The sequence below is a fragment of the Cognatishimia activa genome (assembly GCF_001458335.1).
Taxonomy (GTDB): domain Bacteria; phylum Pseudomonadota; class Alphaproteobacteria; order Rhodobacterales; family Rhodobacteraceae; genus Cognatishimia; species Cognatishimia activa.
On sequence record NZ_CYTO01000024.1, the window covers coordinates 76,211 to 101,022 of the forward strand.

23 protein-coding genes are annotated in these 24,812 nt (G+C 53.9%); 7 read left to right on the top strand and 16 right to left on the bottom strand.

Going from position 1 to position 24,812, the window contains the following annotated elements; genetic code table 11:
• Position 1: 1 nt before the first annotated feature.
• The 4 genes from TA5113_RS11595 to TA5113_RS11610 form a co-directional block, all read right to left on the bottom strand.
• Positions 2–721, bottom strand: a complete 720-nt coding sequence (locus TA5113_RS11595) for a transporter substrate-binding domain-containing protein (RefSeq protein WP_058313933.1) — start codon at positions 719–721, stop codon at positions 2–4.
• Between the two features lie 18 nt (positions 722–739).
• Complete coding sequence (locus tag TA5113_RS11600; protein ID WP_058313934.1) at positions 740–1,519, bottom strand: ABC transporter ATP-binding protein; 780 nt, start codon at positions 1,517–1,519, stop codon at positions 740–742.
• A gap of 165 nt (positions 1,520–1,684) precedes the next feature.
• On the bottom strand, positions 1,685–2,122 hold the full coding sequence (locus TA5113_RS11605; protein WP_058313935.1) for a tellurite resistance TerB family protein: 438 nt from the start codon (positions 2,120–2,122) through the stop codon (positions 1,685–1,687).
• A 38-nt stretch (positions 2,123–2,160) separates the two neighbouring features.
• Positions 2,161–2,583 (bottom strand): tellurite resistance TerB family protein, encoded by a 423-nt coding sequence (locus TA5113_RS11610; protein ID WP_058314065.1) that lies wholly within the window; start codon positions 2,581–2,583, stop codon positions 2,161–2,163.
• A 188-nt stretch (positions 2,584–2,771) separates the two neighbouring features.
• On the opposite strand from TA5113_RS11610, the gene TA5113_RS11615 reads away from it, so the two are divergent.
• Positions 2,772–3,818 carry a Hint domain-containing protein gene (locus TA5113_RS11615; RefSeq protein WP_058313936.1) on the top strand — a complete coding sequence of 349 codons (1,047 nt, stop codon included), beginning with the start codon at positions 2,772–2,774 and terminating at the stop codon, positions 3,816–3,818.
• 45 nt (positions 3,819–3,863) lie between these two features.
• On the opposite strand, the gene pyrG is transcribed toward TA5113_RS11615, so the two are convergent.
• The 4 genes from pyrG to TA5113_RS11635 form a co-directional block, all read right to left on the bottom strand.
• Positions 3,864–5,507, bottom strand: a complete 1,644-nt coding sequence (gene pyrG / locus TA5113_RS11620) for a CTP synthase (RefSeq protein ID WP_058313937.1) — start codon at positions 5,505–5,507, stop codon at positions 3,864–3,866.
• A gap of 223 nt (positions 5,508–5,730) precedes the next feature.
• A complete protein-coding gene (secG, locus tag TA5113_RS11625; RefSeq protein ID WP_058313938.1) occupies positions 5,731–6,096 on the bottom strand; it encodes a preprotein translocase subunit SecG in 366 nt (121 codons plus the stop codon).
• A 263-nt stretch (positions 6,097–6,359) separates the two neighbouring features.
• Entirely contained in the window at positions 6,360–6,755 is a 396-nt protein-coding gene (locus TA5113_RS11630; protein WP_058313939.1) for a DUF6524 family protein, read from the bottom strand.
• Positions 6,756–6,839: 84 nt separating this feature from the next.
• On the bottom strand, positions 6,840–7,139 hold the full coding sequence (locus TA5113_RS11635) for a YciI family protein (protein WP_058313940.1): 300 nt from the start codon (positions 7,137–7,139) through the stop codon (positions 6,840–6,842).
• 190 nt (positions 7,140–7,329) lie between these two features.
• Between TA5113_RS11635 and TA5113_RS11640 the strand changes: the two genes are divergently transcribed.
• Entirely contained in the window at positions 7,330–8,643 is a 1,314-nt protein-coding gene (locus TA5113_RS11640) for an adenylosuccinate synthase (protein WP_058313941.1), read from the top strand.
• A 4-nt stretch (positions 8,644–8,647) separates the two neighbouring features.
• Complete coding sequence (locus tag TA5113_RS11645) at positions 8,648–8,881, top strand: DUF2842 domain-containing protein (RefSeq protein WP_058313942.1); 234 nt, start codon at positions 8,648–8,650, stop codon at positions 8,879–8,881.
• A gap of 48 nt (positions 8,882–8,929) precedes the next feature.
• Here TA5113_RS11645 and TA5113_RS11650 read toward each other — a convergent pair whose 3' ends face one another.
• Positions 8,930–10,771: a hypothetical protein gene (locus tag TA5113_RS11650; protein WP_131726398.1), complete on the bottom strand. Its 1,842-nt coding sequence runs from the start codon at positions 10,769–10,771 to the stop codon at positions 8,930–8,932.
• A 202-nt stretch (positions 10,772–10,973) separates the two neighbouring features.
• Between TA5113_RS11650 and TA5113_RS11660 the strand changes: the two genes are divergently transcribed.
• Positions 10,974–11,603, top strand: coding sequence for a thiamine diphosphokinase (locus TA5113_RS11660; RefSeq protein WP_245627111.1), 630 nt, complete (start codon positions 10,974–10,976; stop codon positions 11,601–11,603).
• On the opposite strand, the gene TA5113_RS11665 is transcribed toward TA5113_RS11660, so the two are convergent.
• The 7 genes from TA5113_RS11665 to TA5113_RS11695 all read right to left on the bottom strand — a co-directional run bounded on the left by TA5113_RS11665 (position 11,557) and on the right by TA5113_RS11695 (position 19,900).
• Positions 11,557–12,468: a DMT family transporter gene (locus TA5113_RS11665; protein ID WP_058313945.1), complete on the bottom strand. Its 912-nt coding sequence runs from the start codon at positions 12,466–12,468 to the stop codon at positions 11,557–11,559. The two genes, TA5113_RS11660 and TA5113_RS11665, sit on opposite strands and share 47 nt — an antisense overlap.
• A gap of 146 nt (positions 12,469–12,614) precedes the next feature.
• Positions 12,615–14,561, bottom strand: a complete 1,947-nt coding sequence (acs, locus tag TA5113_RS11670; protein ID WP_058313946.1) for an acetate--CoA ligase — start codon at positions 14,559–14,561, stop codon at positions 12,615–12,617.
• A gap of 70 nt (positions 14,562–14,631) precedes the next feature.
• Positions 14,632–15,387, bottom strand: a complete 756-nt coding sequence (locus TA5113_RS11675; RefSeq protein WP_058313947.1) for an ABC transporter ATP-binding protein — start codon at positions 15,385–15,387, stop codon at positions 14,632–14,634.
• Between the two features lie 14 nt (positions 15,388–15,401).
• On the bottom strand, positions 15,402–16,157 hold the full coding sequence (locus TA5113_RS11680) for an ABC transporter ATP-binding protein (RefSeq protein ID WP_058313948.1): 756 nt from the start codon (positions 16,155–16,157) through the stop codon (positions 15,402–15,404).
• A gap of 12 nt (positions 16,158–16,169) precedes the next feature.
• On the bottom strand, positions 16,170–17,375 hold the full coding sequence (locus TA5113_RS11685; protein ID WP_058313949.1) for a branched-chain amino acid ABC transporter permease: 1,206 nt from the start codon (positions 17,373–17,375) through the stop codon (positions 16,170–16,172).
• Between the two features lie 4 nt (positions 17,376–17,379).
• Positions 17,380–18,411: a branched-chain amino acid ABC transporter permease gene (locus tag TA5113_RS11690; protein WP_058313950.1), complete on the bottom strand. Its 1,032-nt coding sequence runs from the start codon at positions 18,409–18,411 to the stop codon at positions 17,380–17,382.
• A 133-nt stretch (positions 18,412–18,544) separates the two neighbouring features.
• Positions 18,545–19,900 (bottom strand): substrate-binding protein, encoded by a 1,356-nt coding sequence (locus tag TA5113_RS11695; RefSeq protein ID WP_058313951.1) that lies wholly within the window; start codon positions 19,898–19,900, stop codon positions 18,545–18,547.
• 228 nt (positions 19,901–20,128) lie between these two features.
• Between TA5113_RS11695 and TA5113_RS11700 the strand changes: the two genes are divergently transcribed.
• The 3 genes from TA5113_RS11700 to TA5113_RS11715 all read left to right on the top strand — a co-directional run bounded on the left by TA5113_RS11700 (position 20,129) and on the right by TA5113_RS11715 (position 24,803).
• Complete coding sequence (locus tag TA5113_RS11700; RefSeq protein ID WP_082625792.1) at positions 20,129–21,343, top strand: helix-turn-helix domain-containing protein; 1,215 nt, start codon at positions 20,129–20,131, stop codon at positions 21,341–21,343.
• 142 nt (positions 21,344–21,485) lie between these two features.
• Positions 21,486–21,851 (top strand): response regulator transcription factor, encoded by a 366-nt coding sequence (locus tag TA5113_RS11705; protein ID WP_058313953.1) that lies wholly within the window; start codon positions 21,486–21,488, stop codon positions 21,849–21,851.
• 273 nt (positions 21,852–22,124) lie between these two features.
• Positions 22,125–24,803, top strand: a complete 2,679-nt coding sequence (locus TA5113_RS11715; protein ID WP_058314066.1) for an ATP-binding protein — start codon at positions 22,125–22,127, stop codon at positions 24,801–24,803.
• The last annotated feature ends 9 nt before the right edge of the window (positions 24,804–24,812 follow it).

A 24,812-nucleotide genomic window follows, 5' to 3' on the forward strand; every position in this document is an offset into this window, starting at 1 on the left:
ATTAGAATTGGGAAGAGACCTGCCACTTGGCGATCAGCTCGTTCAAAGAGCCGTCTGCCTTCATGGAATCGATTGCCGCGTCAAATTTTCCGCGCAGCTCATCGTCAGATTCACGGAAGCCCATGCCAACACCGCCGCCTAGCGCTTCTTTGCGCTCAAGCATCACGAGGTCGCCACCTTCCATCACTGTGTCGAGGAAGGATTGGTCCGCCAGCACGGCATCAGCTTCGCCGTTGCGTACCGCTGCAACCGCTTCTTCAGGGGTCGCAAATTCCAGCAGGTCCCAGCCTTGTTCAGCCACAAAGCCTGCTTGGATGGTTGTTGCTTGAGCCGCGATGACGCCACCTTCAAGGTCAACATCTGTGTCCAGTGCCACATATGCGGATGGGTCTGGTGGGGTGTAACCTTGAGTGAAGTCGATGACTTCTTCACGTTCGTCAGTGATGGACATCCCCGCGATGATCGCATCGTAGTTGCCGGAAACGAGGTTCGGAATGATGGAATCCCAATCGTTCTTCACCCATTCACAGGTCAACTCTGCTCGCTTGCAAAGCTCGTCACCAAGCTCACGCTCAAAGCCGTCGATTTCGCCGGCGTCATTGACGAAGTTCCAAGGCTCATAAGCGCCTTCGGTACCAAGACGCACAACCGAATGGCTGCCCGACAGCGCCATGCCAGCAGAAAGCGCGAGTGCAGCGGTTCCTAGGATCAGTTTTTTCATAAGTCACTCCTGTTGGTTTTATTCGGCGTAAGCAGTGGAAGATAGGAACTGCTTCAGCCGTTCTGATTTGGGAGCGCCAAACAATTGGTCAGGCGCACCTTCTTCTTCGATCAGACCTTGATGAAGGAAAACGACGTGGCTGCTGATGTCAGCCGCCATTTTCATATCGTGGGTCACAATCAACATCGTCCGGCCTTCTTCGGCCAGCGATTTGATCACTTTGATGACTTCCTGTTCGAGCTCTGGGTCCAGCGCAGATGTCGGCTCGTCAAACAAGAGGGCTTGTGGTTCCATACACAGACCACGGGCGATGGCGGCCCGTTGTTGTTGGCCACCGGAAAGCTGTGCCGGGTAGACATCGCATTTGTCGCCGATCCCGACGCGATCAAGATAAGCACGCGCTTTTTCTTCAACCTCGGCCCGATCGCGGCGCAGTACGGTCAGCGGTGCTTCCATGACATTTTGCAAAATGGTCATGTGCGACCATAGGTTGAACTGCTGAAAAACCATCGACAGATTTGTACGAATGCGCAGGACCTGTTTTTGATCTGCTGGGACGCGCCCCGGTCCATGACCTTTCCATTCCACAGCCTCGCCTTGAAACAAGATGTCCCCTTGCTGGCTGTCTTCCAGCAGGTTCGCGCAGCGCAATATTGTGGATTTGCCCGAGCCCGAGCTGCCGATCAGGCTGACAACGTCGCCTTGATGTGCCGTGATATCAACGCCTTTGATGACTTCTAAGTCACCGTAAGCCTTGTGCAGGTCACGAATTTCCAGCACCGGAGCAGTGTCTGTCAAAGCAGCGGGTCCCCATTAATTTTTATTCCTTAAACAATTGCACCCAAAAAATAACCGATTGCAACGTACAATTCGGCTTACTTTGTCCATTTGGTCACATAATGAACGGAATAAACGTCAGGATGGCACTCGCGCCAAAATCTTTATCGCTATGGTTGTGTTTGCCTAAGCTTTGCTCACCCTTTGCCGAGCAAGTGCACTATCGCGATCGTTGATTCCAAGCAGATTGGAGGCCAGCCGCACGAGCGCATCTTCCTCCGCATCTCGTTCGCCATCCGCCAAAACCACCTGCCAAAGAGCTTCAATGACGCCGATCCTGTCGTCGTGGCTGACGGCGTCTTTGATGGCGCGCGTAAAGCGGACTGTGTCAGGCGCTTCGCTTTCCAAAACTTCCGCATCGTTGCGCAGAGCATTGGCCTCAAATGGGGAAAGGCCATATCTCGCGGCAATAATACGGTCGATCTTTTCAACTTCGTCAGAAGCGTAATCGCCATCAGCACGGGCAATCCGCACCAAAAGGGCTGTCAAAGCAAGACGCGCGTCTGCGTCCTGTAGCGGAGCGGGTTCGGGCGCGGTAAGGCGCTTTAGAAAGTCTGCAAACATGAGTGTTAGATCGGGTTTCTCACGCGAAAGGTCAAGCGTCAGGGAGCAGGGCTGTCTTTTGGATCAATCCCGAGATGGCCCTCAATTTCATGCAAAGCGGCATCTTCTTCTGGCGTGTCTCTTCCATCGGCCAAGATCACGTCCCAAAGTGCGTTTACGACCTCAAGCCGGTGGGCATAGTCCACATGCTCGCGAATAATGAGGGCAAAGTCTGGTGTGCCAGGAGCCTGCTTCTCAAGTTTCTCACAGGTCGCGCGCATTTTGGCTGCGTCTACCGCATTGATCTCAAAAGATTTTGCAAGAATGCTGTCGATCTCAGCGATTTCGCTGACGTGGTATTCTCGGTCAGATTTTGCAACGCGCACAAGCAATGCGCCCAAAGCCAGTTGCTCATCCGGTTCCGGCAAAGGTGCCGGTTCCCGAGTGCGTCCTGTTAGCCGTGAAAGTAAACCATCCCACATCGTTACCACCCCCCAATTTCTTTGCGCCATTTTGTAAGACATGCGGCGTTAAGGCAATTAAAACCGGTCGCAAGAGAGGGGGAAAATTCGAGAATTTTGCCCAATGGCGCGCAATAGGTTAACGTGGTTTTTAATTAAATTAACTATAGTTGCGAAAAGCACAGAAAATTCTTTGAGGGCATATTCGAGTGGCCATTGTATACGTCTATAGCGCAGACGATTTTGAGGGTGGTTTGCCGCAGGAGCACGGCGCCGCGGCTTACGGGAGCGGTCCCTTTGAGTTGACGCTCAAAGAGGGCGCGGAACCCACCGCAATTGAAATCAACGATGATGATGGTGTTTTTGACGAGGTCGATAATGATCAGACCATCGCTGGTGACGTTGAGCTGAATTCTGAAACCTACACGGCCGGCACAAGCATCCACACAGCTTATGATTTGGTTGATACGGGGTCTGGCCATCAGGTGACCAGTATTCACCTTGGCGGTAATGGATATCAGCAGGGCGCAGTGCATGGATTGGTCTCGACCGAACCGCTTGAGCCGGGGGAAACATACTCTTTCAATGTCGAGCGTACGTCCCATCGGCAAGACAACCAATATGACGAGTTTGTTGCCTGTTTCGCAGCAGGCACCGCCATTGCGACTGACACCGGTCTTGTCGCCGTGCAGAATCTTAAGCCGGGCGATTTGGTCACGACAATCGAAGGCACTCAGCAACCTGTACGATTGGTTTTGAACCGACAGCTGACTGCCGATGATCTTTCGGCCAATCCAAAGCTGCGACCGATCCGCATTTCTGCCGGCGCTTTGGGGCAGGGGTTGCCAACAAACGATCTAATCGTTTCCCCACAACACCGCCAATTGGTCTCCGGGCCTCTCTGTGAGCGGATGTTTGGAGAAAGTGAAGTGTTGGTCTCGGCCCGCAAGCTGACTCAATTGCCGGGGATTTTTGTAGATGATCGCGCGGATGGCGTCACTTATTTTCACATCGTTTTTGATGATCACCAGGTGATCTTCGCGGAAGGTGCGCCGACGGAGAGTTTTTATTTTGGCGAGGAAGCCATCAAAGGCATGACAGCTGAGGCGCGCGCTGAGTTGCTGGCACTATTTCCAGAGCTTGATCAAGCCACTCCATCAGCACCTCGCAGTGCACGCAAATTGTTGGAAGACCGAGCGCAGCGGCAGCTTGTTCAACGTTTGGGCAAAAACGACAAGTCAGCTTTGGTTGGATAAAGAAAAACGCCGCTGTCAAAGCGGCGTTTCCAAAAACCTTAGCCATTAGACAAGGCGGGAATTTTCCTTCGCCGCCCGGACAAAATCTTTAAACAGCGGGTGCGGGTCAAACGGTTTGGATTTCAGTTCTGGGTGGAACTGAACACCGATGAACCATGGGTGATCTGCCCATTCTACGATTTCTGGCAAGCGACCATCCGGGCTCATGCCGGTGAATTTTAGGCCCGCGTTTTCCAGTTGCTCGCGGTATTTGATGTCGACCTCATAGCGGTGACGGTGACGCTCATCGATGGCGGTGGTTCCATAGACATTTGCGACGTTAGAACCTTCGGTCAAAGATGCGTTATAAGAACCCAGACGCATGGTTCCGCCTTTGTCGTCATCGGCCTTACGCTGAACTTTCGCGTTGCCCTGAACCCATTCTTTCAGGTGGTAAACCACAGGTTCAAAACGTTTTTTGCCCGCTTCGTGGTCGAACTCTTCAGAGCCGGCATCGGCTACACCAGCCACGTTACGTGCAGCTTCAATGACAGCCATCTGCATGCCTAGGCAAATACCCAGGTATGGTACTTTGTGTTCCCGCGCGAATTGCGCGGCTTTGATCTTGCCCTCGGTGCCACGCTCGCCAAAACCGCCAGGTACCAAGATCGCGTCATAGCCCTCCAAGTGTGGGGCCGCGTCGCCTTTGTCAAAGACCTCAGCATCCACCCAGTTCACATTGACCTTTACGCGGTTGTGCATCCCGCCATGCACCAGCGCTTCTTTGATGGACTTATAAGCGTCTTCAAGCTGCGTGTATTTGCCGACGATGGCGACAGACACTTCACCATCGGTGTTGTGGATGCGGTCGTAAACGTCATGCCAACGGTCGAGCTTTGGTTTCGGGGCAGGGGCGATGCCAAAGGCATCCAGCACAGCCTGATCCAGACCTTCGTTGTGATAGGCCAACGGCGCTTCATAAATCGATTTCAGGTCATAAGCGGCCACAACCGCCTCTTTGCGCACGTTACAGAACAGGGCGATCTTTTCGCGTTCTTTTTCCGGGATTGGCTGCTCGGAACGGCAGACCAGAACGTCTGGCGCGATCCCGATGGATTGCAGCTCTTTTACAGAGTGCTGGGTTGGTTTTGTTTTCAGCTCTCCCGATGCCGCCAGATAAGGCAGCAGGGTCAGGTGCATAAAGATGCATTCGCCGCGCGGTTTGTCGTGGCTGAACTGACGGATGGCTTCAAAGAACGGCAGACCTTCAATGTCGCCCACGGTGCCGCCGATCTCACACAGCATGAAATCGACTTCGTCTTCACCAATAGAAATGAACTCTTTGATTTCATTTGTGACATGCGGAACCACCTGAATGGTTTTACCCAGATAGTCGCCACGGCGTTCTTTTTCCAAGACATTGGAATAAACGCGGCCAGACGATACCGAGTCGGTCATTCGTGCCGGAACACCGGTGAAGCGCTCGTAGTGACCAAGGTCGAGGTCGGTTTCCGCGCCATCGTCGGTCACAAACACTTCGCCGTGTTCAAATGGGCTCATGGTGCCCGGATCGACGTTCAAGTAGGGGTCCAGTTTCCGCAAGCGAACTGTATATCCGCGTGCTTGTAGCAGTGAGCCCAATGCCGCTGAGGCGAGGCCTTTGCCCAATGATGAGACAACACCACCTGTAATGAAAATGAACCTTGCCATAGGTTTGGCGACCCCCGTGATAGCCTTCACACAAACCTCATTTCGAGGCGCGTAAACTTCCAAAAAATGCGAGTTCCCACGGCCAAATTTGCCGTAGCATCACGGGACTCAACGTATAAAGGATTCGCTTGGATTTGGCAATGGGACCGCAAGATGCTGTTGCGGTCTTAACCAGAAGCTCAAGCTGTGGTGGTGCGCCGTTTAAAACGCCCGAATGTGCTGTTTAGTTCGCTTTAGGCACCAATGGTGCGTCATCGCCTTCCGCCGGCGGCAGCAGACTGTCTTCTGCAGGAACAACCGGTGTCGTGGTTGCTTCCGGTGCGGTCAGGTCAGTGCCAAGGCTGTCGATCACAGAGGTGCTGGATGCGTTCTGTGCCGCGATGATGGTCAAAGCAATAGATGTACAGATGAACGCTGCTGCAAGGATCCAGGTCATTTTACCCAAGGCAGTCGCAGCTGCGCGACCAGATACGGCACCGCCGCCACCGCCACCCATACCAAGGCCACCGCCTTCGGAACGTTGCATCAAGACGATGCCGATCAGGGCCAATGCCAACAGCAGATGGATGATAAGGACGACGTTTTCCATGAGACCCTGTCTTTTAGAGCGTTCAAATACTACAGCGCGCTATCTATGCAGTTTTAGCGCCTAGGGCAAGGCGCTTTGTTGGGTTCTTCTTGCAGGATTTGGCTTAAGGCTGTTTCGTCGTTGTTTTCCAGTCGCCGGACCGCTTTTGGCTACAGCTAGATACGGCCCTGTGAGGGCTCAGTGCATGAAGTGCATTGTGCTCGCCGGCTATCTCGCTGGCAAAATCCGCAAACTGCTTTTCCGTCGTGCGTGGTTCGGCGGTGCTACTCGTCGACGTCATCCATATCTGCCTGACCGGTGAGTTGCCGCCGCACGAGGCTCCAGCTCAGACCAATGCCAAGGACGAAGGACAGCGCCAAAACCCCGAGCCAAGTATTCAGTGCGCGGTTCTCTAGCGTGAGGATACCCCAGTCATAAAGCACCCAGAGGAGCGCGGCGACGACGGCAAGGATAAGGAACATTCCAAAGCCACCGATGCTGCGAAGTGTGGCCCGTAGGTAGATGATGTAGCCGATAAGAAGCAAAAGCCCCATGAGTACAGTTACTGGTAGTTCAGAGGCATAATTGGCCGTGCTCCAACGGACATAATTGTAGTCCGTCGGGTTAAACGTCAGTGCCAATAGCAGAAAGGCGAAGATCCAACGCAGGAAATAGCCCATCAAGTCCCCCAAACCTTTTCCCTAGGATGTGCTTAAATCAGGGGGATTTGTCCAGTAATTCCGTTTGGTTCCAGCCAATTTAGGTCAAAGCGTGACTGGTTTGTCTAAAGATTTACCCCATGAGAATATTCGAAAGCTTCGAAACTCTGGGTTGTAGTAGGGATCTTTCTGAACGATATCGACCACGTCTTCAAAATCGCAGCCACGCACAACCCACATGTCACCGCAAAACGGGGCACCGGGCATCGGGCGCATGCCGCCAGCGATTTTGATACGGTTTTCATTGTCGCGCAGGAAGTCCATATGCGCGTCGCGAAACTGTCGCCGATGATCCTGCATTTCGGGCTCGTCTTCAAAAATAACGACCCAATAGGCGTTGGGCATGCAAATCTCCCTCTTATCGGTCCAGATTACGGTCAATACAAAATCTGTATAGGGCCAGATTGCAAGCAGCTTTGATCCCAGCCGTAAGTAATTCTTCCATGTGCGCTGCGGTCGCACACTTTGAGGTTTCACATATGGCAGACTGTCGCTAAAAGGGCGCGGGTTTGACTCTTGAAAGCAAGGACCGGATATGGCCAACGTAGTTGTCGTGGGCGCTCAATGGGGCGACGAAGGTAAAGGCAAAATCGTGGATTGGCTCAGCGAGCGCGCTGATGTGATTGCACGATTCCAAGGCGGCCATAACGCCGGCCACACCCTGGTGATCGACGGCGCGGTCTACAAATTGCACGCATTGCCATCCGGCGTTGTGCGTGGCGGTAAGCTTTCTGTCATCGGCAACGGCGTCGTTCTGGACCCTTGGCATCTGGTGAAAGAGATCGCGACCGTGCGTGAGCAGGGCGTTGATATCTCTCCAAAGACCTTGATGATTGCGGAAAACACCCCGCTGATCTTGCCAATCCACGGCGAGCTTGATCGTGCGCGTGAAGAAGCGGCTTCCAAAGGCACCAAGATCGGCACCACTGGTCGTGGTATTGGGCCAGCTTATGAGGACAAAGTGGGCCGCCGCGCGATCCGCGTTGCGGATTTGGCAGATGAAGCCACTTTGGAAGCGCGCGTTGACCGTGCTCTGCAGCACCATGATCCACTGCGCAAAGGTCTTGGCATCGAGCCAATCGATCGCGACGCTCTGGTGGCACAGCTGAAAGAAATCGCGGCGGAAATCCTGCCATTTGCGGCTCCGGTATGGAAAGTGCTGAATGAAAAGCGCAAGTCAGGCAAACGCATTCTGTTTGAAGGCGCGCAAGGCGCATTGCTGGACATCGACTTCGGCACATACCCGTTTGTGACCTCTTCCAACGTCATCGCAGGCCAGGCGGCCACGGGCGTGGGCATTGGCCCGGGATCCATCGACTATGTTCTGGGTATCGTGAAGGCCTACACCACCCGCGTGGGTGAGGGACCTTTCCCAACAGAACTGTTGAATGAAGATGGCACACCAGATGCAGATGGCGAGCGACTGGGCACCCGTGGCCACGAGTTCGGCACGACAACTGGCCGTCAACGCCGTTGTGGCTGGTTTGATGCATGCCTCGTGCGCCAAACATGCGCGACTTCAGGTATCACAGGTATCTCTCTGACAAAGCTGGATGTTTTGGATGGGTTTGAGACCTTGAAGATTTGTACTGGCTATGAGCTGGACGGCGAAAAGCTGGACTACCTGCCGACTGCTGCGGATCAGCAGGCGCGTTGCACACCGATTTATGAAGAGCTTCCAGGCTGGTCTGAATCCACGGAAGGTGCGCGCAGCTGGAATGACCTACCTGCAAACGCGATCAAATATGTGAAACGCGTTGAAGAGTTGATTGAGTGCCCTGTTGCGCTTCTGTCAACATCCCCAGAACGCGACGACACGATCCTCGTCACCGATCCATTCGCGGACTGATCCCTTGGCCCTGTCGCACAAAGCCAAACGCCGTTGGGCGCTCTTGATCTTGGTGATCGGTTTGCCGGTCTACATGATCCTTGCGTCCGTCCTTGCGACAACGGTTTTGGGCTGGCTGGGGCGCCCATCAATCCTGCTAGAACTGCTGATCTATGTGGCACTTGGCGTGATTTGGGTGTTCCCGCTGAAAAAGGTCTTTATGGGCGTTGGGCAAGCTGGCCCAGATGAGGAACAATAAAAAAGCCGCTCAATTCGAGCGGCTTTTTCAATTTCAAGGTTTTTGCACTTAGACCGCTTCGCGATCATCCGGCTTGAAATTGATCCCGTCAGAAACCGTGAAACGGCCACCGGCGATCTTTTCAATTTTCTTGTCACGCAGCAACTGACCGAAGCTACGCAGACCGGCTTCGCGTTCAAAACGCTCGTCACCCATCTGATAGGCCAGACGCATCAGCATTGGACGAGAGAACTTCTTACGGCCTTCTACGAAGGTCAGGTAAGAGGCTGCCGCTTCCATGATGTCAGGCAGTTGGGTTGCGCCCATGTTCTCTGCGAATTCAACGAAGTTGCTAGAGCTCTCGTTGGCTTCCGCTGCTGCGATCTCGTCAACGGAAACGCGACGTGGGCGAATGCCACGTGGTTGTTCTTCAGCTGGGGTGTCTACCCGCTGTTCCGCAACCAGTTTCAATGGTGGAGCGGATTTCGCAGGTTTGCCTTCGCGAGGACGTACAGTCTCTGCAAGATCTTGGCGATAAGCGTCGGAATTGTCTTCTTTGTCAAAAGACTTACCAGCTTCTTTTTCCGCCTTTGTCGCAGCGACAGCAGCACGCAGATGCGCAATTGCGCTGCGGCGGCGGTTGCCTTCTGGCTCATCCAGTTTGGTGTTGGCTTCTTCGATCAAACGATCGACCGCCTCATCACCAGGCTCTTGGTTGTCCAGTTTTGCACGACGTGCACGGCGCTTGGCGCGGTTGTCTTCTTCTGCGGCTTCCAAGGATTCTGGAGCTGCGATGGCGGAATCAACTTCCGGATCAAACACTTGATCTTCTGAAGCAAGTTCCGCGTCCACTTCCGCCAGTTCCGCCATCAGGTCCGCTTCGTCGTCAGCAGACAGGCTGGTTTCTGGTTGTGGTGCTTCAAGCTCAGCTTCAACTTCGTCTTCGACTTCCTCAACAGCACCGGATGCAATCGCATCTTCAAATTGATCACGCTTCATGCGGATCACACGAGCGCGTGGCTTTGGAGCCTCTTCAATTGGGGCTGGTTCTGCAACTGCTTCGACTTCAGCGACTAATTCTTCGGTGTCATCACCAAGATCAATCGGTGCAGACACATCTGCGTGCTGATCTTCAATGTAGTCGTCTTCGTCGTCGTCAGACGCTTCGGCTTTGGAAACCACTGCGCGAATACGGCGCAGTTTCGCAGCAATGCTGTCTTCTTCTGCAGCAGGCGCTTCATCTTCCGCTACTTCTGAGATCGCATCGTCAAACAGGTTCACTGTGTCTTCAGCATCGTCTTCGAAGTCTTCTGCTGCTGCCTGAGGCAGTTCCTCGATCAGAGCTTCGTCCTGCTCTTCAACATCAGACTCTGCAAAGAATTCTTCAGCAGCTTCCGCCACTGCTTCGTCCTCGACAATAACTTCTGGCTCGACCGCTGGCGCATCTTCGATGATCTCATCATCAGCAATAGCTTCTGCAACCAGACCAAGCACGTCTTCATCTTCTGCAGCTTCGGCCTCTGCCGGAGCTTCTTCGGTGGTTTCTACGGCTTCTTCAATCTCTTGAACGATTTCGTCGTCTGCTGCTTCCACCACAGGTTCTTCTACAGGTTCATCTGCGACTTCGGAAACGGGGTCCGCTGCCTCGGCCACTTTCGGTGCTGCGCTCAAAACGATTGCACCTTCTTCGTGGCGGGCCTGTACGCGACGTTCGATCTCGCGTTCTGCGATCCGTGTCAGCATCTCTGCATCAGGGGTGGGCGGTTCTGCACCAAAATAGCGGTCGTCTGCGGCCAGGTCCCGGAAATACTCAGCAATCGCTTTCATGGTGTCAAAGGAATCGTCGAATCCCTCTAGGGTGCACGAGAACGTCCCGTACGACACCGTCAAAACTTTATTATTCGTAACCATTGGATTCAGGTCCTTTGCACTACTCGAGACAGTGTTTACCACGGGGAGGGTGACCAAACGTGACCGATTCTGTGCCTTTCAGCGTATCATTTTAGGGCCAAAATGGGGCAAAGTAACCGGGAAGAACGGCTGACTGTCCGGCTTGGGAGGGGCATTGATGATCTTAAAGAGGTCTGAAACAGTGACGCTGGTGGGGGCTGGAATGGCTACATCGGATGAGATCCAGAGATGCGCCCAGATGTCTTCTGCGGTTGTGGCAGCGGATGGTGGCGCAGCCCATTGTGTGGCGGCTGGCATCACACCTGACGCGGTTATTGGCGATATGGACAGTTTGGCCGATACGCAAATTGACGGTGTCCCTGCAGAGCATATCCACACAATCGCAGAACAAGACAGCACGGACTTTGACAAAGCTCTGCGCAATATAGATGCGCCATTGGTCCTTGGTGTTGGCTTTACAGGCGCGCGCATGGATCACCAATTGGCGGTGTTTAACGTGCTTGTGCGCAGGCCAGAGCACCAATGTATCATTCTTGGCGACACGGATATTGCCTTCCTCTGCCCGCCTGTCCTGCGTTTGCCTTTAGAAGAGGGCGTGCGGGTATCGCTCTTCCCCTTTGGGCTTGTTGAGGGCACGTCTACGGGGCTGAAGTGGCCCATCAACGGGCTGAACTTTACCCCTGATGGTCAAGTCGGGACATCAAATGAAGCGACCGGTGAAATCGAGATCACAGTGACCGGACCCAAATTGTTGGTGATCCTGCCAAATGCATATTTGGAGATGGTTACAGAGTCTCTGCTGCGCTCGCCCGCGCGTTGGCCTGCTCTCTGAAGACAATATAAAGTCCCGCGGCGACGGAAATGCAGATGCCCGTTGCGGCCAGCTGGTTCGGTAGATCACCAAAAACCATGAAGCCTACAAATGTGGTGATCGGGATCTCGATATAGGTGAGGGGGGCAAGCGTCGTCGATGGCGCGTAGCGCAGCGACCAGGTCATCAAGAGATGCGCAATGGTGCCAAGAAAGCCAGCGAGCAGGATGAGCCATAGGGTTTTGCCTGTGGGAAAAATCAAACCAAATTCCGGCCAGTTGAGCTGTGCGCCAAGTACCAGAAGCGGCAAGAGGATCAGCACTGCCATGACACCACTGAGCATTTGGATGGCCACCGGGTCTGCCTGTTGTGCGACCTGACGGCCGACCAAGATGAAGAGGGCAAAAGCGACCGCGGTTACCAAGGGCCAGAGTGCTGCGGTGCCGACTTCGACAAAGCTTGGCTGGATCACCAAGAGCGTCCCAATAAAACCCACGCAGCAGGCGAGCAGCCGGCGCAGGCCAACGTCTTCTCCAAGCACATACTTGCCCAGAAGAAGCGAAATGAAGGGCATCACAAAGGCGATGGCCACTGCATCGGCGAGGGGCAAATGGCGCAAAGCCATGAACATGCTGCCAACACCTATGATGTGGAAAATCGTTCTGAACAGGATTAAGCGATATTGGCCGGGTGTTATGCTTCTGAAGGTTTTGGTCGTCAGAACAATCGGCGCAAGAAACGCGGCCTGCATCGCAAACCGGCTTACAACAAAGAACATCGCTGGAAGCAGGCCTCCCAATATTTTAATCACCGCGTCTCCCATAGGAGCGAGTGTTGAAAACCCAAGCATCAGGGCTATGCCAAGCATGGTGCGATCTTGTCTCATGGCGCGACGCTAGGGGGCGGAGGCTGCATACGCAACTGAGAAACTGGCTTTGTTACAGATCCAAAAAAGAAAGGGCCGATCATGAAGATCGGCCCTAGTTTCTGGCGGGGAGGACTGGTTTATACTCTCCGCCGGGGAAACTGAAATTAACGGTTCATGCGGTTTTCAATCAGGTCGTCAACGACGGCTGGTTCCGCCAAAGTCGACGTGTCGCCCAACGCGCCATAGTCATTTTCCGCGATCTTTCGCAGAATACGGCGCATGATTTTGCCTGACCGGGTCTTTGGAAGACCTGGCGCCCATTGGATCAAGTCCGGGCTGGCAATGGGGCCTATCTCAGTCCGTACCCAAGTGCGCAGCTCTTTGCGCAGCTCCTCAGAAGGCTCTTCACCCGACATCAACGTGACATAGCAATAGATACCCTGACCTTTGATGTCGTGAGGGTAGCCCACCACAGCCGCCTCAGCGACTTTTGCATGCGCCACAAGGGCGCTTTCCACTTCCGCGGTGCCCATGCGGTGACCAGAGACGTTGATGACGTCATCGACGCGCCCGGTGATCCAATAATCCCCATCTTCGTCACGACGGCAGCCGTCACCTGTGAAATAGTAACCTTTGTAGTCGGCGAAATAGGTTTTCATGAAGCGTTCATGATCACCCCAAACCGTGCGCATCTGGCCGGGCCAGCTGTCTTTTATACACAGAACGCCTTCGACGCCGTTGCCTTCTATGATCTCTCCGGACGCGGGCTCAAGCACAACTGGCTCAATGCCAAAGAACGGCTTCATCGCCGAGCCGGGTTTGGTTGCATGCGCACCGGGAAGAGGGGTCATCAAGTGACCACCGGTTTCGGTTTGCCACCAAGTGTCAACGATCGGGCAGCGGCCTCCGCCGACCACGTCATTGTACCAGTTCCAAGCTTCGGGGTTGATGGGTTCACCCACGGTGCCAAGGACTTTCAGGTCCGAAAGATCGCATTTCTCAACGAATTCATTGCCTTGACCCATCAATGCGCGGATCGCGGTTGGCGCGGTGTAGAACTGGTTTACTTTGTGTTTTTCACAGACTTGCCAGAAGCGGGATGCGTCAGGGTAGGTTGGTGTGCCTTCAAACATGACGGATGTCGCGCCATTGGCGAGCGGGCCGTAGACGATATAGCTGTGGCCTGTGACCCAACCGACGTCAGCTGTACACCAATAGATGTCGCCGTCATGGTAATCAAAGACCATTTCGTGGGTCAGGCTTGCATAAACCAAATAACCACCGGTGGTGTGCACGACACCTTTCGGCTGACCAGTGGATCCTGATGTATAAAGAATAAAGAGCGGATCTTCGGCATTCATCTCTTCTGGTGCGCATTCCGTTGATGCGTCGGCTGCAAGCGCATTGTAGTCGACGTCGCGACCATCCACCCAAGTGGTTTGGCCACCGGTGCGCTTGACGACCAGACATTTCACGTCATCTGAACAATGAAGCAGCGCCTGATCAGCGTTTGTTTTAAGCGGCGTGTTTCGACCACCCCGTGGCGCTTCGTCAGCGGTAATGACAACTTTGGCCTCAGAGCCATTTACCCGTGCAGAAAGCGCGTCAGGGGAGAAGCCTGCAAAAACGATAGAGTGTATCGCGCCAATACGTGTGCAGGCCAGCATCGCGTAAGCAGCTTCCGGGATCATCGGCAGGTAAAGAACAACGCGATCGCCTTTGCCTACGCCTAGATCTTTGAGCACGTTGGCCATACGACATGTGTTGTCGTGCAGCTCTTGGTAAGTGATGTGCTGTGCGCCTTCATCCGGGTTGTCAGGTTCCCAGATAATTGCGGTTTGGCTACCACGGGTTGCCAGATGGCGGTCAATACAGTTGGCAGAAACGTTCAGCGTGCCATCTGCGTACCAGTTGATATTAACCTCGCCAAAGGCGTAGCTCACGTCTTTGACTTGGGTGAAGGGCTTTATCCAATCAACGCGTTTGCCTTGCTCACGCCAGAACCCTTCCGGGTCTGAAATAGAAGCAGCGTACATTTCGTTGTATTTCGCTTCATTCACGTGTGCATTTGCCACCATTTCGGCAGTTGGCGCATAAGTCTTTGAGCTCATAATTGGATCCCTTCAATATCGACCAATCCCGCGAGTGGCAGGGCGCCAATCGCAGGATTGCTCCTCCGCGTCAGATAGCTAGATATTCCGCGCGGAGCTCGTCATTTTCAAGGACTTCTTGCGCGGTGCCGTCAAAGACGATGCCGCCGGTGTCCAGGATCACAGCGCGATCAGCCAGCTCAAGAGCACGGATTGCGTTCTGTTCGACGATGATAGTGGTGATGCCTTGTTCTTTGATCACGCGGAGCGTTTTTTCGATCTCGTCCACGATGACAGGGGCCAGGCCCTCGTAAGGTTCATCCAAAAGCAACACTTTGATGTCGCGCGCCAGCGCTCGGGCGATGGCCAGCATCTGCTGTTCGCCGCCTGAGAGTGTGACACCTTCCTGTTTGCGACGCTCTCCAAGGCGTGGGAAGAGATCATAAAGCCGTTCGATGGACCAGCCAATCGGTGGAGCAATTTGTGCGAGCTGTAGGTTTTCTTCAACTGTGAGCCCCGGAATGATCGAACGATCTTCAGGGACCAAACCAATACCGGCTTGGCTCGCCTGATGGCTTGCCATGCTATGCAGTGGTTTGTGATCCAGCCAAATCTCACCGTGAGTCACCTGCGGCTCATCCATCCGCGCGATGGAGCGGAGGGTGGAGGTTTTCCCGGCGCCATTGCGGCCCAGTAGGGCAAGGATTTCGCCTTCGTGCACGTTAAAACTAATGTTTTGCACGATATAGCTTTCGCCGTAGTAGCTTTCCATATTCCAGACAGACAAGAAGGCCGGGGCGGTTTGGGCGTGGTTCACGCCTTTTGAAAAATCTGCGGGTGCATTCATTTCTCGTTTCTCCCTTAAGCCGCTTCACCCAGATACGCTTCGCGTACCTTAGGATGGCCTTTGATGTTGTCTGGGGTGTCTTCCACCAATGGGGTGCCTTGCGCCAGAACGGTGATGCGTTCTGCCAAAGAGAAAACCACATGCATATCGTGTTCGATAATTGCGATGGTGATGTCGCGTTCTTCTTTGATTTGCTTGAGCAGATCGATGGTGTTGTTTGTGTCCGCGCGCGCCATACCGGCGGTTGGTTCGTCCAACAACAAAAGCCGAGGCTCTTGTGCCAGACACATGCCAATCTCAAGGCGTCGCTTGTCACCGCGAGACATGGCAGCCGCGTGCATTTCGCGTTTGTCTGCCATGTTCATGTCAACCAGCATCTTTTCAGCCGCTTCCACGATATCTTTTTCACCCATCATATTGTCGATGCCTTGCAGGCGGAACGCGCCGTCTCGTTTGGCAAAGATCGGGATCATCATATTTTCCAGAACGCTGAGCTCGCCAAAGATCTCTGGCGTTTGGAACACGCGGGAAATACCCATCTGGTTGATCTGGTAGGGGGTCCGTCCCAGAACTGACTGGCCGTCAAACATGACAGAGCCTGTATCTGGGATCAGTTTTCCGACCAGGCAGTTCAGCAGGGTGGACTTGCCGGCACCGTTGGGACCGATGATGGCGTGAACGGTGTTTTCCGCCACATCCAGGTTCACGTCCCCCAGGGCCTGGAGGCCGCCGAACCGTTTCCCTACGTCTTTGACTTCTAGAATACCCATAAGTCTTTCTCCTTATTCCGCAGGGTTGGCTTTGGCAGAAGCATCGCTGCTTTTGCGATTAAAGAGCTTGCGAATACGCTGCCCACCTTCGACCAGTCCGCCCGGCAAAAAGATCACGATGCCCATGAACAAAAGACCAAGGGTCAAGTGCCAGCCTTTGCCGATAAACGGATAAACGATGGTCACAAAGAAGTCGGACATCCAATCTGGGAAGACCCCGAACCAAACTTCCAAAGTCGCTTTGTTGATTTTGGAGAAGATGTTCTCGAAGTACTTGATCAGACCTGCGCCTAGAACCGGGCCAATGAGTGTGCCGACACCGCCAAGGATGGTCATCAGAACCACCTCACCAGACGCAGTCCACTGCATGCGCTCTGCACCAACTTGTGGGTCCATCGCGGCCATCAGACCACCCGCAAGACCCGCATACATGCCGGAGATCACAAAACATGCGAGCATGTAAGGTCGTGTGTTCAAGCCTGTGTAGTTCATGCGCTGCTGGTTGGACTTCACAGCTTTCAGCATAAGACCGAACGGGCTGCGGAAGATACGGATCGCCACATAGAATGCGATCAGCATCATGATGCCACAGATGTAATAGCCCCAGTTGAAGGTCCAGAGCCAGCCGGCCACAGGAATTTCAAAGCTGGCGGTCATCTCGATACCAAACAGGGATGGTTTCGGGATGTTGCCATCCACGGCGGAACCGCCACCCAGGAACTCAGGCAAAATGCGTGGGTCATTCAGGTTGGTTTGCAGGCCTGTCTCACCACCGGTGATTGGGGTCAGAACCGAAGCCGCGAGCGCAAAGGCCATTTGTGCGAATGCTAGGGTCAGGATCGAAAAGTAGATGCCAGAGCGGCGCAAGCTAATCCAACCGATCGCAAGCGAGATGACGCCAGCGATAACGGTTGAAAAGATGATCGCTGGGATCACGTTGATCGACAGCAATTTCATCATCCACATGCCAGCATAAGACCCTGCGCCCAAGAAGGCCGCGTGGCCAAAGGACAGGTAGCCGGTAAGGCCAAACAGGATGTTAAAGCCGATGGCAAAGATGCCAAAGATCACGAAACGCTGCATCAAGTCCGGATAGCCCGCATTAAACTGCGCGAGGCTTGAGTTTTCCGGGAAAGGGTTGAGCAGGATAGGCGCGCAGACGACCAAGATCGCCACGACAACCAAGAGAGATGCGTCTTTTTTGTTGAGACCTAACATCGGATTAATCCTCCATCACACCGCGGCGACCCAGAAGGCCCCGGGGACGGGTCAATAGGATGACGATTGCCGCCAGGTAGATGACAACCTGGTTCACGCCAGGCAGCAGCTCGATCACTTGGCGCATGGACGCAAAGCTTTCCAAGATACCCAGAACAAAGCCTGCAAGCACCGCGCCGGGCAGAGAGCCCATGCCGCCCACAACCACCACAACGAAGGAAATCACAAGGAAATCCATGCCCATGTGGTAGTTGGGCGAGTTGATCGGCGTGTACATGACGCCCGCGAGACCGGCGACGGCAGCAGCAATACCAAACATAACCGTAAAGCGACGGTCGATGTTGATACCCAAAAGGCCAACGGTTTCGCGGTCTGCCATACCTGCGCGAACAACCATGCCGAAGGTGGTAAATTGCAAGAAGGCAAAGACTGCGCCGACCAAGAGCATTGCGAAGCAGAAATATACGATCCGCCAGTACGGATAGATGATCGCACCGGGTTCAAAACCAACCAGCGCGCCAAAATCCAAGGAACCGACAAAGGCCTGTGGGGCAGGGGCCGGGATTTGGTTAGCGCCGAAGTAGTATTTGATGATCTCTTGCAGAACGATCGCAAGACCAAAGGTCACAAGGATCTGATCCGCGTGTGGACGTTTGTAGAAATGTTTGATCAAGCCGCGCTCCATCAGAACGCCGATCCCGATCATGATTGGGATTGCAAAGAGAATGGACAGCGGGACCGCCCAATCAATGATTGCCGCCCCGGTGGATTCTCCGAACCAATCATAAATGTAAGGCACATCCACTTTCAGAGGATTGCCCAAGAAGTCTTTGCGTGTCGGATCGACCACCTCGTGGCTGAGGGTCAGGATCCGGCTGAGTGTGACGGTACAGAAGGCACCGAGCATAAACAGCGCCCCGTGGGCGAAGTTTACAACACCCAAGGTGCCGAAGATGAGTGTAAGCCCCAGCGCAATCAGCGCATAGGCCGAGCCCTTGTCGAGCCCGTTTAGGATTTGAAGAACAATTGCGTCCATGGTCCCCACCGTGGTTTGGAATGATGGACACCCCTGCTCCCGACCTTAGGGAAGGGGGTAGGGGTGCCCGCTCGGTCGCTTAACCGTGTGTGAAACAGCGTCGAATGTGTCGGGCATCCGACGCCGAGGGGGGTTATGCGCCCGGGTTACAGGAGCCCAGCTCGCCGCCGAAGATGGAGGCGTCGTAAGTCACCTGCGCTGCAGGTGTCACGTCAACGATTTCAAGCAAGTCGAACTCGTTGTCTGGGTTCTCTTTCCCTTTCACGACCAGTACGTCTTTGAAGCACTGGTGGTCTTCTGCACGATAGAGGGTTGGACCGTTGCCCAGACCGTCGAACTCGTAGCCTTCGAGCGCTTCTGCAACCGCGCATGGGTTGAAGGAGCCGGCACGCTGTACGGCGTCTGCGTACAGGAGTGTCTGACAGTATACGGTGTGCGCCGCCTGAGATGGTGGGAAACCGTATTTCTGACCGAAGGACTGAACGAATGCGTTGGTGCCCGCGTATTTCGCGCCGCCAACATTTTCCAGAGACCAGTGCCAGTTGGTGGAACCGAAGATACCAGCAACGTTTTTGCCCGCACCGCGCGCCATGAGGCGAGAGTAAAGCGGAACGATGATCTCAAAGTTCTTGCCGTTCGCTTCTGCTGCGCGCAGACCGAACTGAACCGCAGAGGTCAGCGAGTTCACCATGTTGCCACCGTAGTGGTTCAGAACCAGAACGTCAGCGCCAGAGTTCAGAACTGGTGCCACATAGGACGAGAAGTCAGTCTGTGCCAGTGGTGTTTTCACCGCAGCAACTGTTTCCCAACCCATTGCTTCTGTGGATGTGCGAACCGCTTCTTCTGTGGTGTAACCCCAGTTGTAGTCCGCTGTCAGGTGATAGGCTTTACGGTCTTTGCCGTAGTTGTCAGCCAAGATTGGCGCAAGAGCCGCACCGGACATGTAGGAGTTGAAGAAGTGGCGGAAGCCGTTTGCCTTCTTGTCCTTACCGGTGGTGTCGTTGGAGTGGGTCAGACCCGCCATGAAGATGATGCCAGCTTCTTGGCAAAGCGCTTGCACCGCAACCGCAACACCAGAAGATGAACCGCCGGTGATCATCACCGCGCCATCTTTTTCGATCATGGAACGTGCAGAAGCGCGCGCCGCGTCTGGTTTTGTTTGGGTGTCGCCTGTGACGTACTCAACCTTTTTGCCCAAGATACCCGCGCCGTTCAGCGCTTTGGAGCTAAAGGTATTCATCATGCCGCCGTCGCCACCACCGTTCAGGTGTTCGACCGCCAGCTCGTAAGCGCGCAGTTCGTCTGCACCCTCATCCGCATATGGACCGGTTTGTGGAACGTTGAAGCCCAGAGTTACGCTTGAACCGGTTGGATCATTGGTGAACGCTGAAACAGAACTTGCAGTAAAGATCGTAGGTACAGCAAGACCTGCACCTGCCACAGCGCCTGTTTTCAAGACGCCACGACGTGAAACTGTCGTTTTAGACATTACTTTCCTCCCTTTGGAATGATGCGCTGATTGGCTCCTCTTCCGTTCAGCGCGTGCATTTACATGCCCTTGCATCTTCCGGCGAAATCAGAAAACTTATCAATAAGGCCCCGTAACAAAAGAAAAAATTTGTAAAATTTCTTTCTGGCGCTAATGTGGGTATGTAAAGATTTTATTCTGCCGCGCAGAAAGCCGTTGAAAAGACGGGATAAATGACGGGGGTCGACTATGCCTGAGAGCTCTTTGATAGGTAGCCGGATACGCGAGCGGCGCTCCCTCGTGGGGCAAAGGCAGGCAGAATTGGCTAAAGCCGTGGGAATCTCGCCAAGCTACCTCAACTTAATCGAGCATAATAAGCGTAAAATCGGGGGTAAGCTCCTGATCGATATTGCTCAAGAGTTGGAAGTAGACGTGGCGTTACTTAGTCAGGGCGCAGAGGCGAACCTCGCTGCGAGCCTCCGTCACGCATCTGATGACTGGCCAGATATCGATGCCGAGGTGGAACGTATTGACGAATTTGCTGGTCGTTTTCCAGGTTGGGCGCAGCTCGTAACCAAAAGCCATGATCAGGTTCTTAAACTTGAGCGTGTTGTGGAAACTCTTTCGGACCGCATGGCCTATGATCCCTTGTTGTCAAAATCCATGCACGAAGTTCTCTCGGCGGTGACTGCGATCCATTCGACGTCTTCAATTCTGTCTGAAAACAAAGAAATTGGTCCAGAATGGCAGGCGCGATTTTTGCGAAATATCAATGAAGACAGCGCGCGACTTGCGGAAAGCGCGCAGTCATTGGTGCAATTCCTTGACGCCGGTAACGACAATCCAGCGGCAATTTCAACACCGCAGCAAGAGATTGAACAGTTCCTAGGTGGGCAAGGGTACCATTTTCCAGAGCTGGAAACCTTGCGCGGAGATCCCGAGGCCTTGGTTGAAGGAAACGAGGCGCTGCAGACCACTGCAGCTCGTAAACAAGCGCTGCAAATTCTAGAGCAATATTCCGAAGATGCCGCAAAGGTTCCGCTGGAATCCATCCGCTCGGCAATTCAAATCCATGGTATCGAGCCTTCAAAGCTCACCAATATCTTTCAAGCCTCAGCCGGTACCGTATTGCGCCGTATTGCGGTGATGCCAGAAGACGTGTTGAAAGCTGATATCGGTTTGGTGGTTTGTGACGCGCCGGGAAATTTACAGTTTCATCGTAAGCTTCAAGGTTTTGGTTCGCGTCGCTTTATGGCCACCCGTGCGCAATGGCCGTTGTTTGAAGCGCTCAGTCGTCCGATGCAGCCCATTCGGCGGACGGTTGAAGTGCCTGACTACGAATTTCAGAAGTTTGAGTGCTTCGCGGTGGCTGAGCCGATTAACACAGTGAGCTTTGACGATGTGCCAATCTATGCGGCCTATATGTTGATTGTACCGTCATCATACTATCAGCAAGACGACTAGGGTTGTGTGTGGCAGGCTGTGCTCCCGTTGTGTTTGTAAGAAACGTCAGGTAGGACCTGAATTTCTGTTTGAAAATCCTTGGATTTTGGCGCTCGATCTTTAAAGTCACCAGAACGCGCGCTTTTGCAATGGGGAGGAAGGCATGGGCAAGCGAGTTCTTCTAATCGAAGATGAACCCAATATTATTGAAGCGATCAGCTTCATTTTGTCTCGCGATGGCTGGGACGTCGCAACCCATTCCAATGGGCATACGGCGGTGGATGCCATTCGGGAACGTGAACCGGATGTGATCATTTTAGACGTCATGCTGCCGGGACGCAGCGGGTATGAGATTCTTGGTGACATCCGCGCTGACGGAAATACCAGTGTATTGCCCGTCTTGATGCTAACTGCCCGTGGCCAAGCGAAAGACAGGGAAATGGCTGAAGCGGCTGGGGCAAGCATGTTTATGACCAAGCCATTCTCAAATGCTGACGTGTTAAACGCTGTTAACGAATTGGTGGCGTAATGCGGCCGCCGGCCCAAACGGTTTTTCTAGAGCGTCAAACATATCGGCGCCGGCGTCTGATTGATCTGATCAAAATCTTACCGTTGATTGGTCTGGTGCTTTGGCTTGTGCCTCTGCTTTGGCCAACGGAGGGTGCTGAGCAAGTCTCGAGCGCCAACGCGACCATATATATATTTGCCATTTGGTTTGTGCTCATTGTAGCCAAAGCACTTTCAGTTAATGCGTTTAATGCCGGCGGATCTCAGAAAGATGATGAGCTGAAAGGGGATGAACGTGGGCAGTCTTAACGCGCTTATCGCCGTTTGCCTCATCTATGTCATCTTCCTGTTTGGAGTGGCGTTCGCAGCGGAGCGTGCTGCCATGCGCGGCAAGGGCGGCTTGCTAAAGCTGCCATTGGTCTACACCTTATCGCTGTCTGTATATTGCACCGCTTGGACCTTTTATGGTGCAGTTGGTTACGCTGCGCGGTCAGGGCTCGAATATCTCACGATCTACATTGGCCCGTCTTTGGTGCTGTTTGGCTGGTGGTGGGGGCTGCGCAAAATGGTGCGCATTGGGCGCAGTCAAAGGATTACGTCGATTGCCGACATGATCTCATCTCGTTACGGTAAATCCAATATTTTGGCGGTTGGCGTGACGGTTTTAGCGGTTATTGGCACCACGCCGTATATTGCACTTCAACTTCAATCGGTTACGACAAGCTTTGCCGTGTTTTCGGGTGCCCCTGAATCGCCGGGTACGCTCACCGCAACCGCGCTGTGGGTTGCCGCAGGACTTGCGGTTTTCACCATTCTTTTTGGTACCCGCAATCTTGATGCAAATGAGCGGCACTACGGGGTCGTTATGGCGATTGCTGTTGAAGCGATTGTAAAGCTCTTTGCGCTATTGGCGGTCGGTGTGTTTGTCGTCTGGGGGATTGCAGATGGGCCAAGCGACATTCTGAACCGCATTGATAACTCCAAAATTGCAAATTGGGAGATCCAAGGCGGGCGCTGGGCTGGGCTCATTTTTCTCTCTGCGGCGGCCATTCTGTGTTTGCCACGGATGTTCCAGGTCATGGTCGTTGAGAACGAAAACGAAGACCACTTGCGCACAGCCAGTTGGGCATTCCCAGCTTATTTGATGATCATGAGCCTGTTTGTTGTTCCAATCGCAGTAGTCGGTTTGGATTTGCTTCCAGCAGGGGCCAACCCAGATTTGTTTGTTCTGACCTTGCCTCTGGCAACAGGGAACGAAGGGCTGGCAATGCTATCCTTCTTGGGAGGGTTTAGCTCTGCGACCTCTATGGTGATCGTCGCGGCTATCGCTCTTTCCACCATGGTCTCTAACCACATCGTGATGCCCATTTGGTTGTCAACGTCTGACGGGAATGGCGCAACGATCTCGGGCGATGTGCGAGGCGTCGTGCTGATGTCGCGCCGCATCTCTATCGTCGTTGTCCTTTTGTTGGGCTATATTTACTACCGGGTATCTGGCGGCGGAACGGCCCTTGCTTCGATCGGTCTGATTTCTTTCACCGCGGTCGCGCAATTTTTGCCTGTGCTGGTGGGAGGCATTTTCTGGCGTGGTGCAACGCGGCTCGGCGCGATTGCGGGCTTGACCGTTGGCTTTGTTCTTTGGGCGTATTGCTTGTTTTTGCCCAGCTTTGGGCCGGATGTGGTTCTAAGTAGCAATTTGCTTGAGTACGGCCTTTTTGGATTCAGCTGGCTGCGTCCACAGGCCTTGTTTGGCATCACGGGACTTGACCCTTTGATCCATACGGTTTTCTGGTCTATCTCTTTAAACACGCTCGCCTTTTTCCTTGTGTCTCTTTTAAGTTTCCCTGAACCGCTTGAGCGGCTGCAGGGCGCTCAATTTGTGAACATCTTTGAGCACTCCTCGCGCACGCCAACTTGGAGTGGAGGCGTGGCAAAATCCGAAGAATTGATGGTGATGGCGCAGCGGATTTTGGGTGCCCGTGAAGCACAAGTTCTGTTTGCGCGCGAGGCCGAACGCCAAGGATTGTCAGGCGTGCTTCCGGAGCCGAACGCAGCTTTCTTGCAGGTGCTGGAGCGCGAGCTTTCTGGCTCAGTTGGTGCCGCCACCGCTCATGCGATGGTCAGCCAAATTGTGGGTGGAGCTTCGGTGTCGGTCCAAGACCTCATGGCCGTGGCCAATGAGACCGCGCAGATCATGGAATATTCGAGCCAACTGGAAGTGAAGTCTGACGAGCTTGAACGAACGGCGCGCCAGCTTCGCCGGGCAAATGAAAAACTCTTACAGGTTTCAGAGCAAAAAGATGACTTCCTAAGCCAGGTGAGCCACGAGTTGCGCACGCCGATGACTTCCGTTCGCGCATTCTCAGAGATCCTGCGCGACAGTGAAAAGCTGTCAGAGGAAGACAAGCGCCGCTACAGCGGCATCATCTACAACGAAGCCGTGCGGCTGACGCGATTGCTTGATGACCTCTTGGATCTGAACGTTTTGGAGAATGGGCGGGTCTCTTTGCACACGCAAGAGGCTGTGCTGAAAGAGGTCTTAGACCACGCCATTGAGACTGCTCTGAGCGGGTCGGAGGCAAAGCTCAAGGTGGAGCGTTCGAAGTCGGCTCTTATCCTAATTGAAACAGACCTAGACCGGCTGGGGCAGGTGTTTATCAACGTCATTCGCAACGCTCAAAAGTACTGCGAGGCAGAGAGCCCCAAACTCTCGATTGTCATCACAGAAGACGTCGAACAGGTCTTAGTCGATTTCATCGACAACGGTACGGGCATTCCCCATGAGGCTCAGGAAATGATCTTTGACAAGTTCGCCCGAATGAACCCGCAAAAGGCCGGCGGCGCGGGTTTGGGGCTCGCGATTTGTCGAGAGATTATGCAGCGGCTTGGTGGGGATATTGCATATTTACCCGGGCAAGGGGGCACCGCATTTCGTGTAACTGTGCCGCATCGCATGCGAATGGCGGCACAATAATCGGCTAAT

What these genes read in the sequence shown, in the direction of transcription:
- TA5113_RS11595 (WP_058313933.1), bottom strand. Translation starts at nt 721, where the DNA reads ATGAAAAAACTGATCCTAGGAACCGCTGCACTCGCGCTTTCTGCTGGC.
- TA5113_RS11605 (WP_058313935.1), bottom strand. Translation starts at nt 2,122, where the DNA reads ATGTTTGCAGACTTTCTAAAGCGCCTTACCGCGCCCGAACCCGCTCCG.
- TA5113_RS11610 (WP_058314065.1), bottom strand. Translation starts at nt 2,583, where the DNA reads ATGTGGGATGGTTTACTTTCACGGCTAACAGGACGCACTCGGGAACCG.
- pyrG (WP_058313937.1), bottom strand. Translation starts at nt 5,507, where the DNA reads ATGGCAAGGTTCATTTTCATTACAGGTGGTGTTGTCTCATCATTGGGC.
- secG (WP_058313938.1), bottom strand. Translation starts at nt 6,096, where the DNA reads ATGGAAAACGTCGTCCTTATCATCCATCTGCTGTTGGCATTGGCCCTG.
- TA5113_RS11630 (WP_058313939.1), bottom strand. Translation starts at nt 6,755, where the DNA reads ATGGGCTATTTCCTGCGTTGGATCTTCGCCTTTCTGCTATTGGCACTG.
- TA5113_RS11635 (WP_058313940.1), bottom strand. Translation starts at nt 7,139, where the DNA reads ATGCCCAACGCCTATTGGGTCGTTATTTTTGAAGACGAGCCCGAAATG.
- TA5113_RS11640 (WP_058313941.1), top strand. Translation starts at nt 7,330, where the DNA reads ATGGCCAACGTAGTTGTCGTGGGCGCTCAATGGGGCGACGAAGGTAAA.
- TA5113_RS11650 (WP_131726398.1), bottom strand. Translation starts at nt 10,771, where the DNA reads ATGGTTACGAATAATAAAGTTTTGACGGTGTCGTACGGGACGTTCTCG.
- TA5113_RS11660 (WP_245627111.1), top strand. Translation starts at nt 10,974, where the DNA reads ATGGCTACATCGGATGAGATCCAGAGATGCGCCCAGATGTCTTCTGCG.
- TA5113_RS11665 (WP_058313945.1), bottom strand. Translation starts at nt 12,468, where the DNA reads ATGAGACAAGATCGCACCATGCTTGGCATAGCCCTGATGCTTGGGTTT.
- acs (WP_058313946.1), bottom strand. Translation starts at nt 14,561, where the DNA reads ATGAGCTCAAAGACTTATGCGCCAACTGCCGAAATGGTGGCAAATGCA.
- TA5113_RS11675 (WP_058313947.1), bottom strand. Translation starts at nt 15,387, where the DNA reads ATGAATGCACCCGCAGATTTTTCAAAAGGCGTGAACCACGCCCAAACC.
- TA5113_RS11680 (WP_058313948.1), bottom strand. Translation starts at nt 16,157, where the DNA reads ATGGGTATTCTAGAAGTCAAAGACGTAGGGAAACGGTTCGGCGGCCTC.
- TA5113_RS11685 (WP_058313949.1), bottom strand. Translation starts at nt 17,375, where the DNA reads ATGTTAGGTCTCAACAAAAAAGACGCATCTCTCTTGGTTGTCGTGGCG.
- TA5113_RS11690 (WP_058313950.1), bottom strand. Translation starts at nt 18,411, where the DNA reads ATGGACGCAATTGTTCTTCAAATCCTAAACGGGCTCGACAAGGGCTCG.
- TA5113_RS11695 (WP_058313951.1), bottom strand. Translation starts at nt 19,900, where the DNA reads ATGTCTAAAACGACAGTTTCACGTCGTGGCGTCTTGAAAACAGGCGCT.
- TA5113_RS11700 (WP_082625792.1), top strand. Translation starts at nt 20,129, where the DNA reads ATGCCTGAGAGCTCTTTGATAGGTAGCCGGATACGCGAGCGGCGCTCC.
- TA5113_RS11705 (WP_058313953.1), top strand. Translation starts at nt 21,486, where the DNA reads ATGGGCAAGCGAGTTCTTCTAATCGAAGATGAACCCAATATTATTGAA.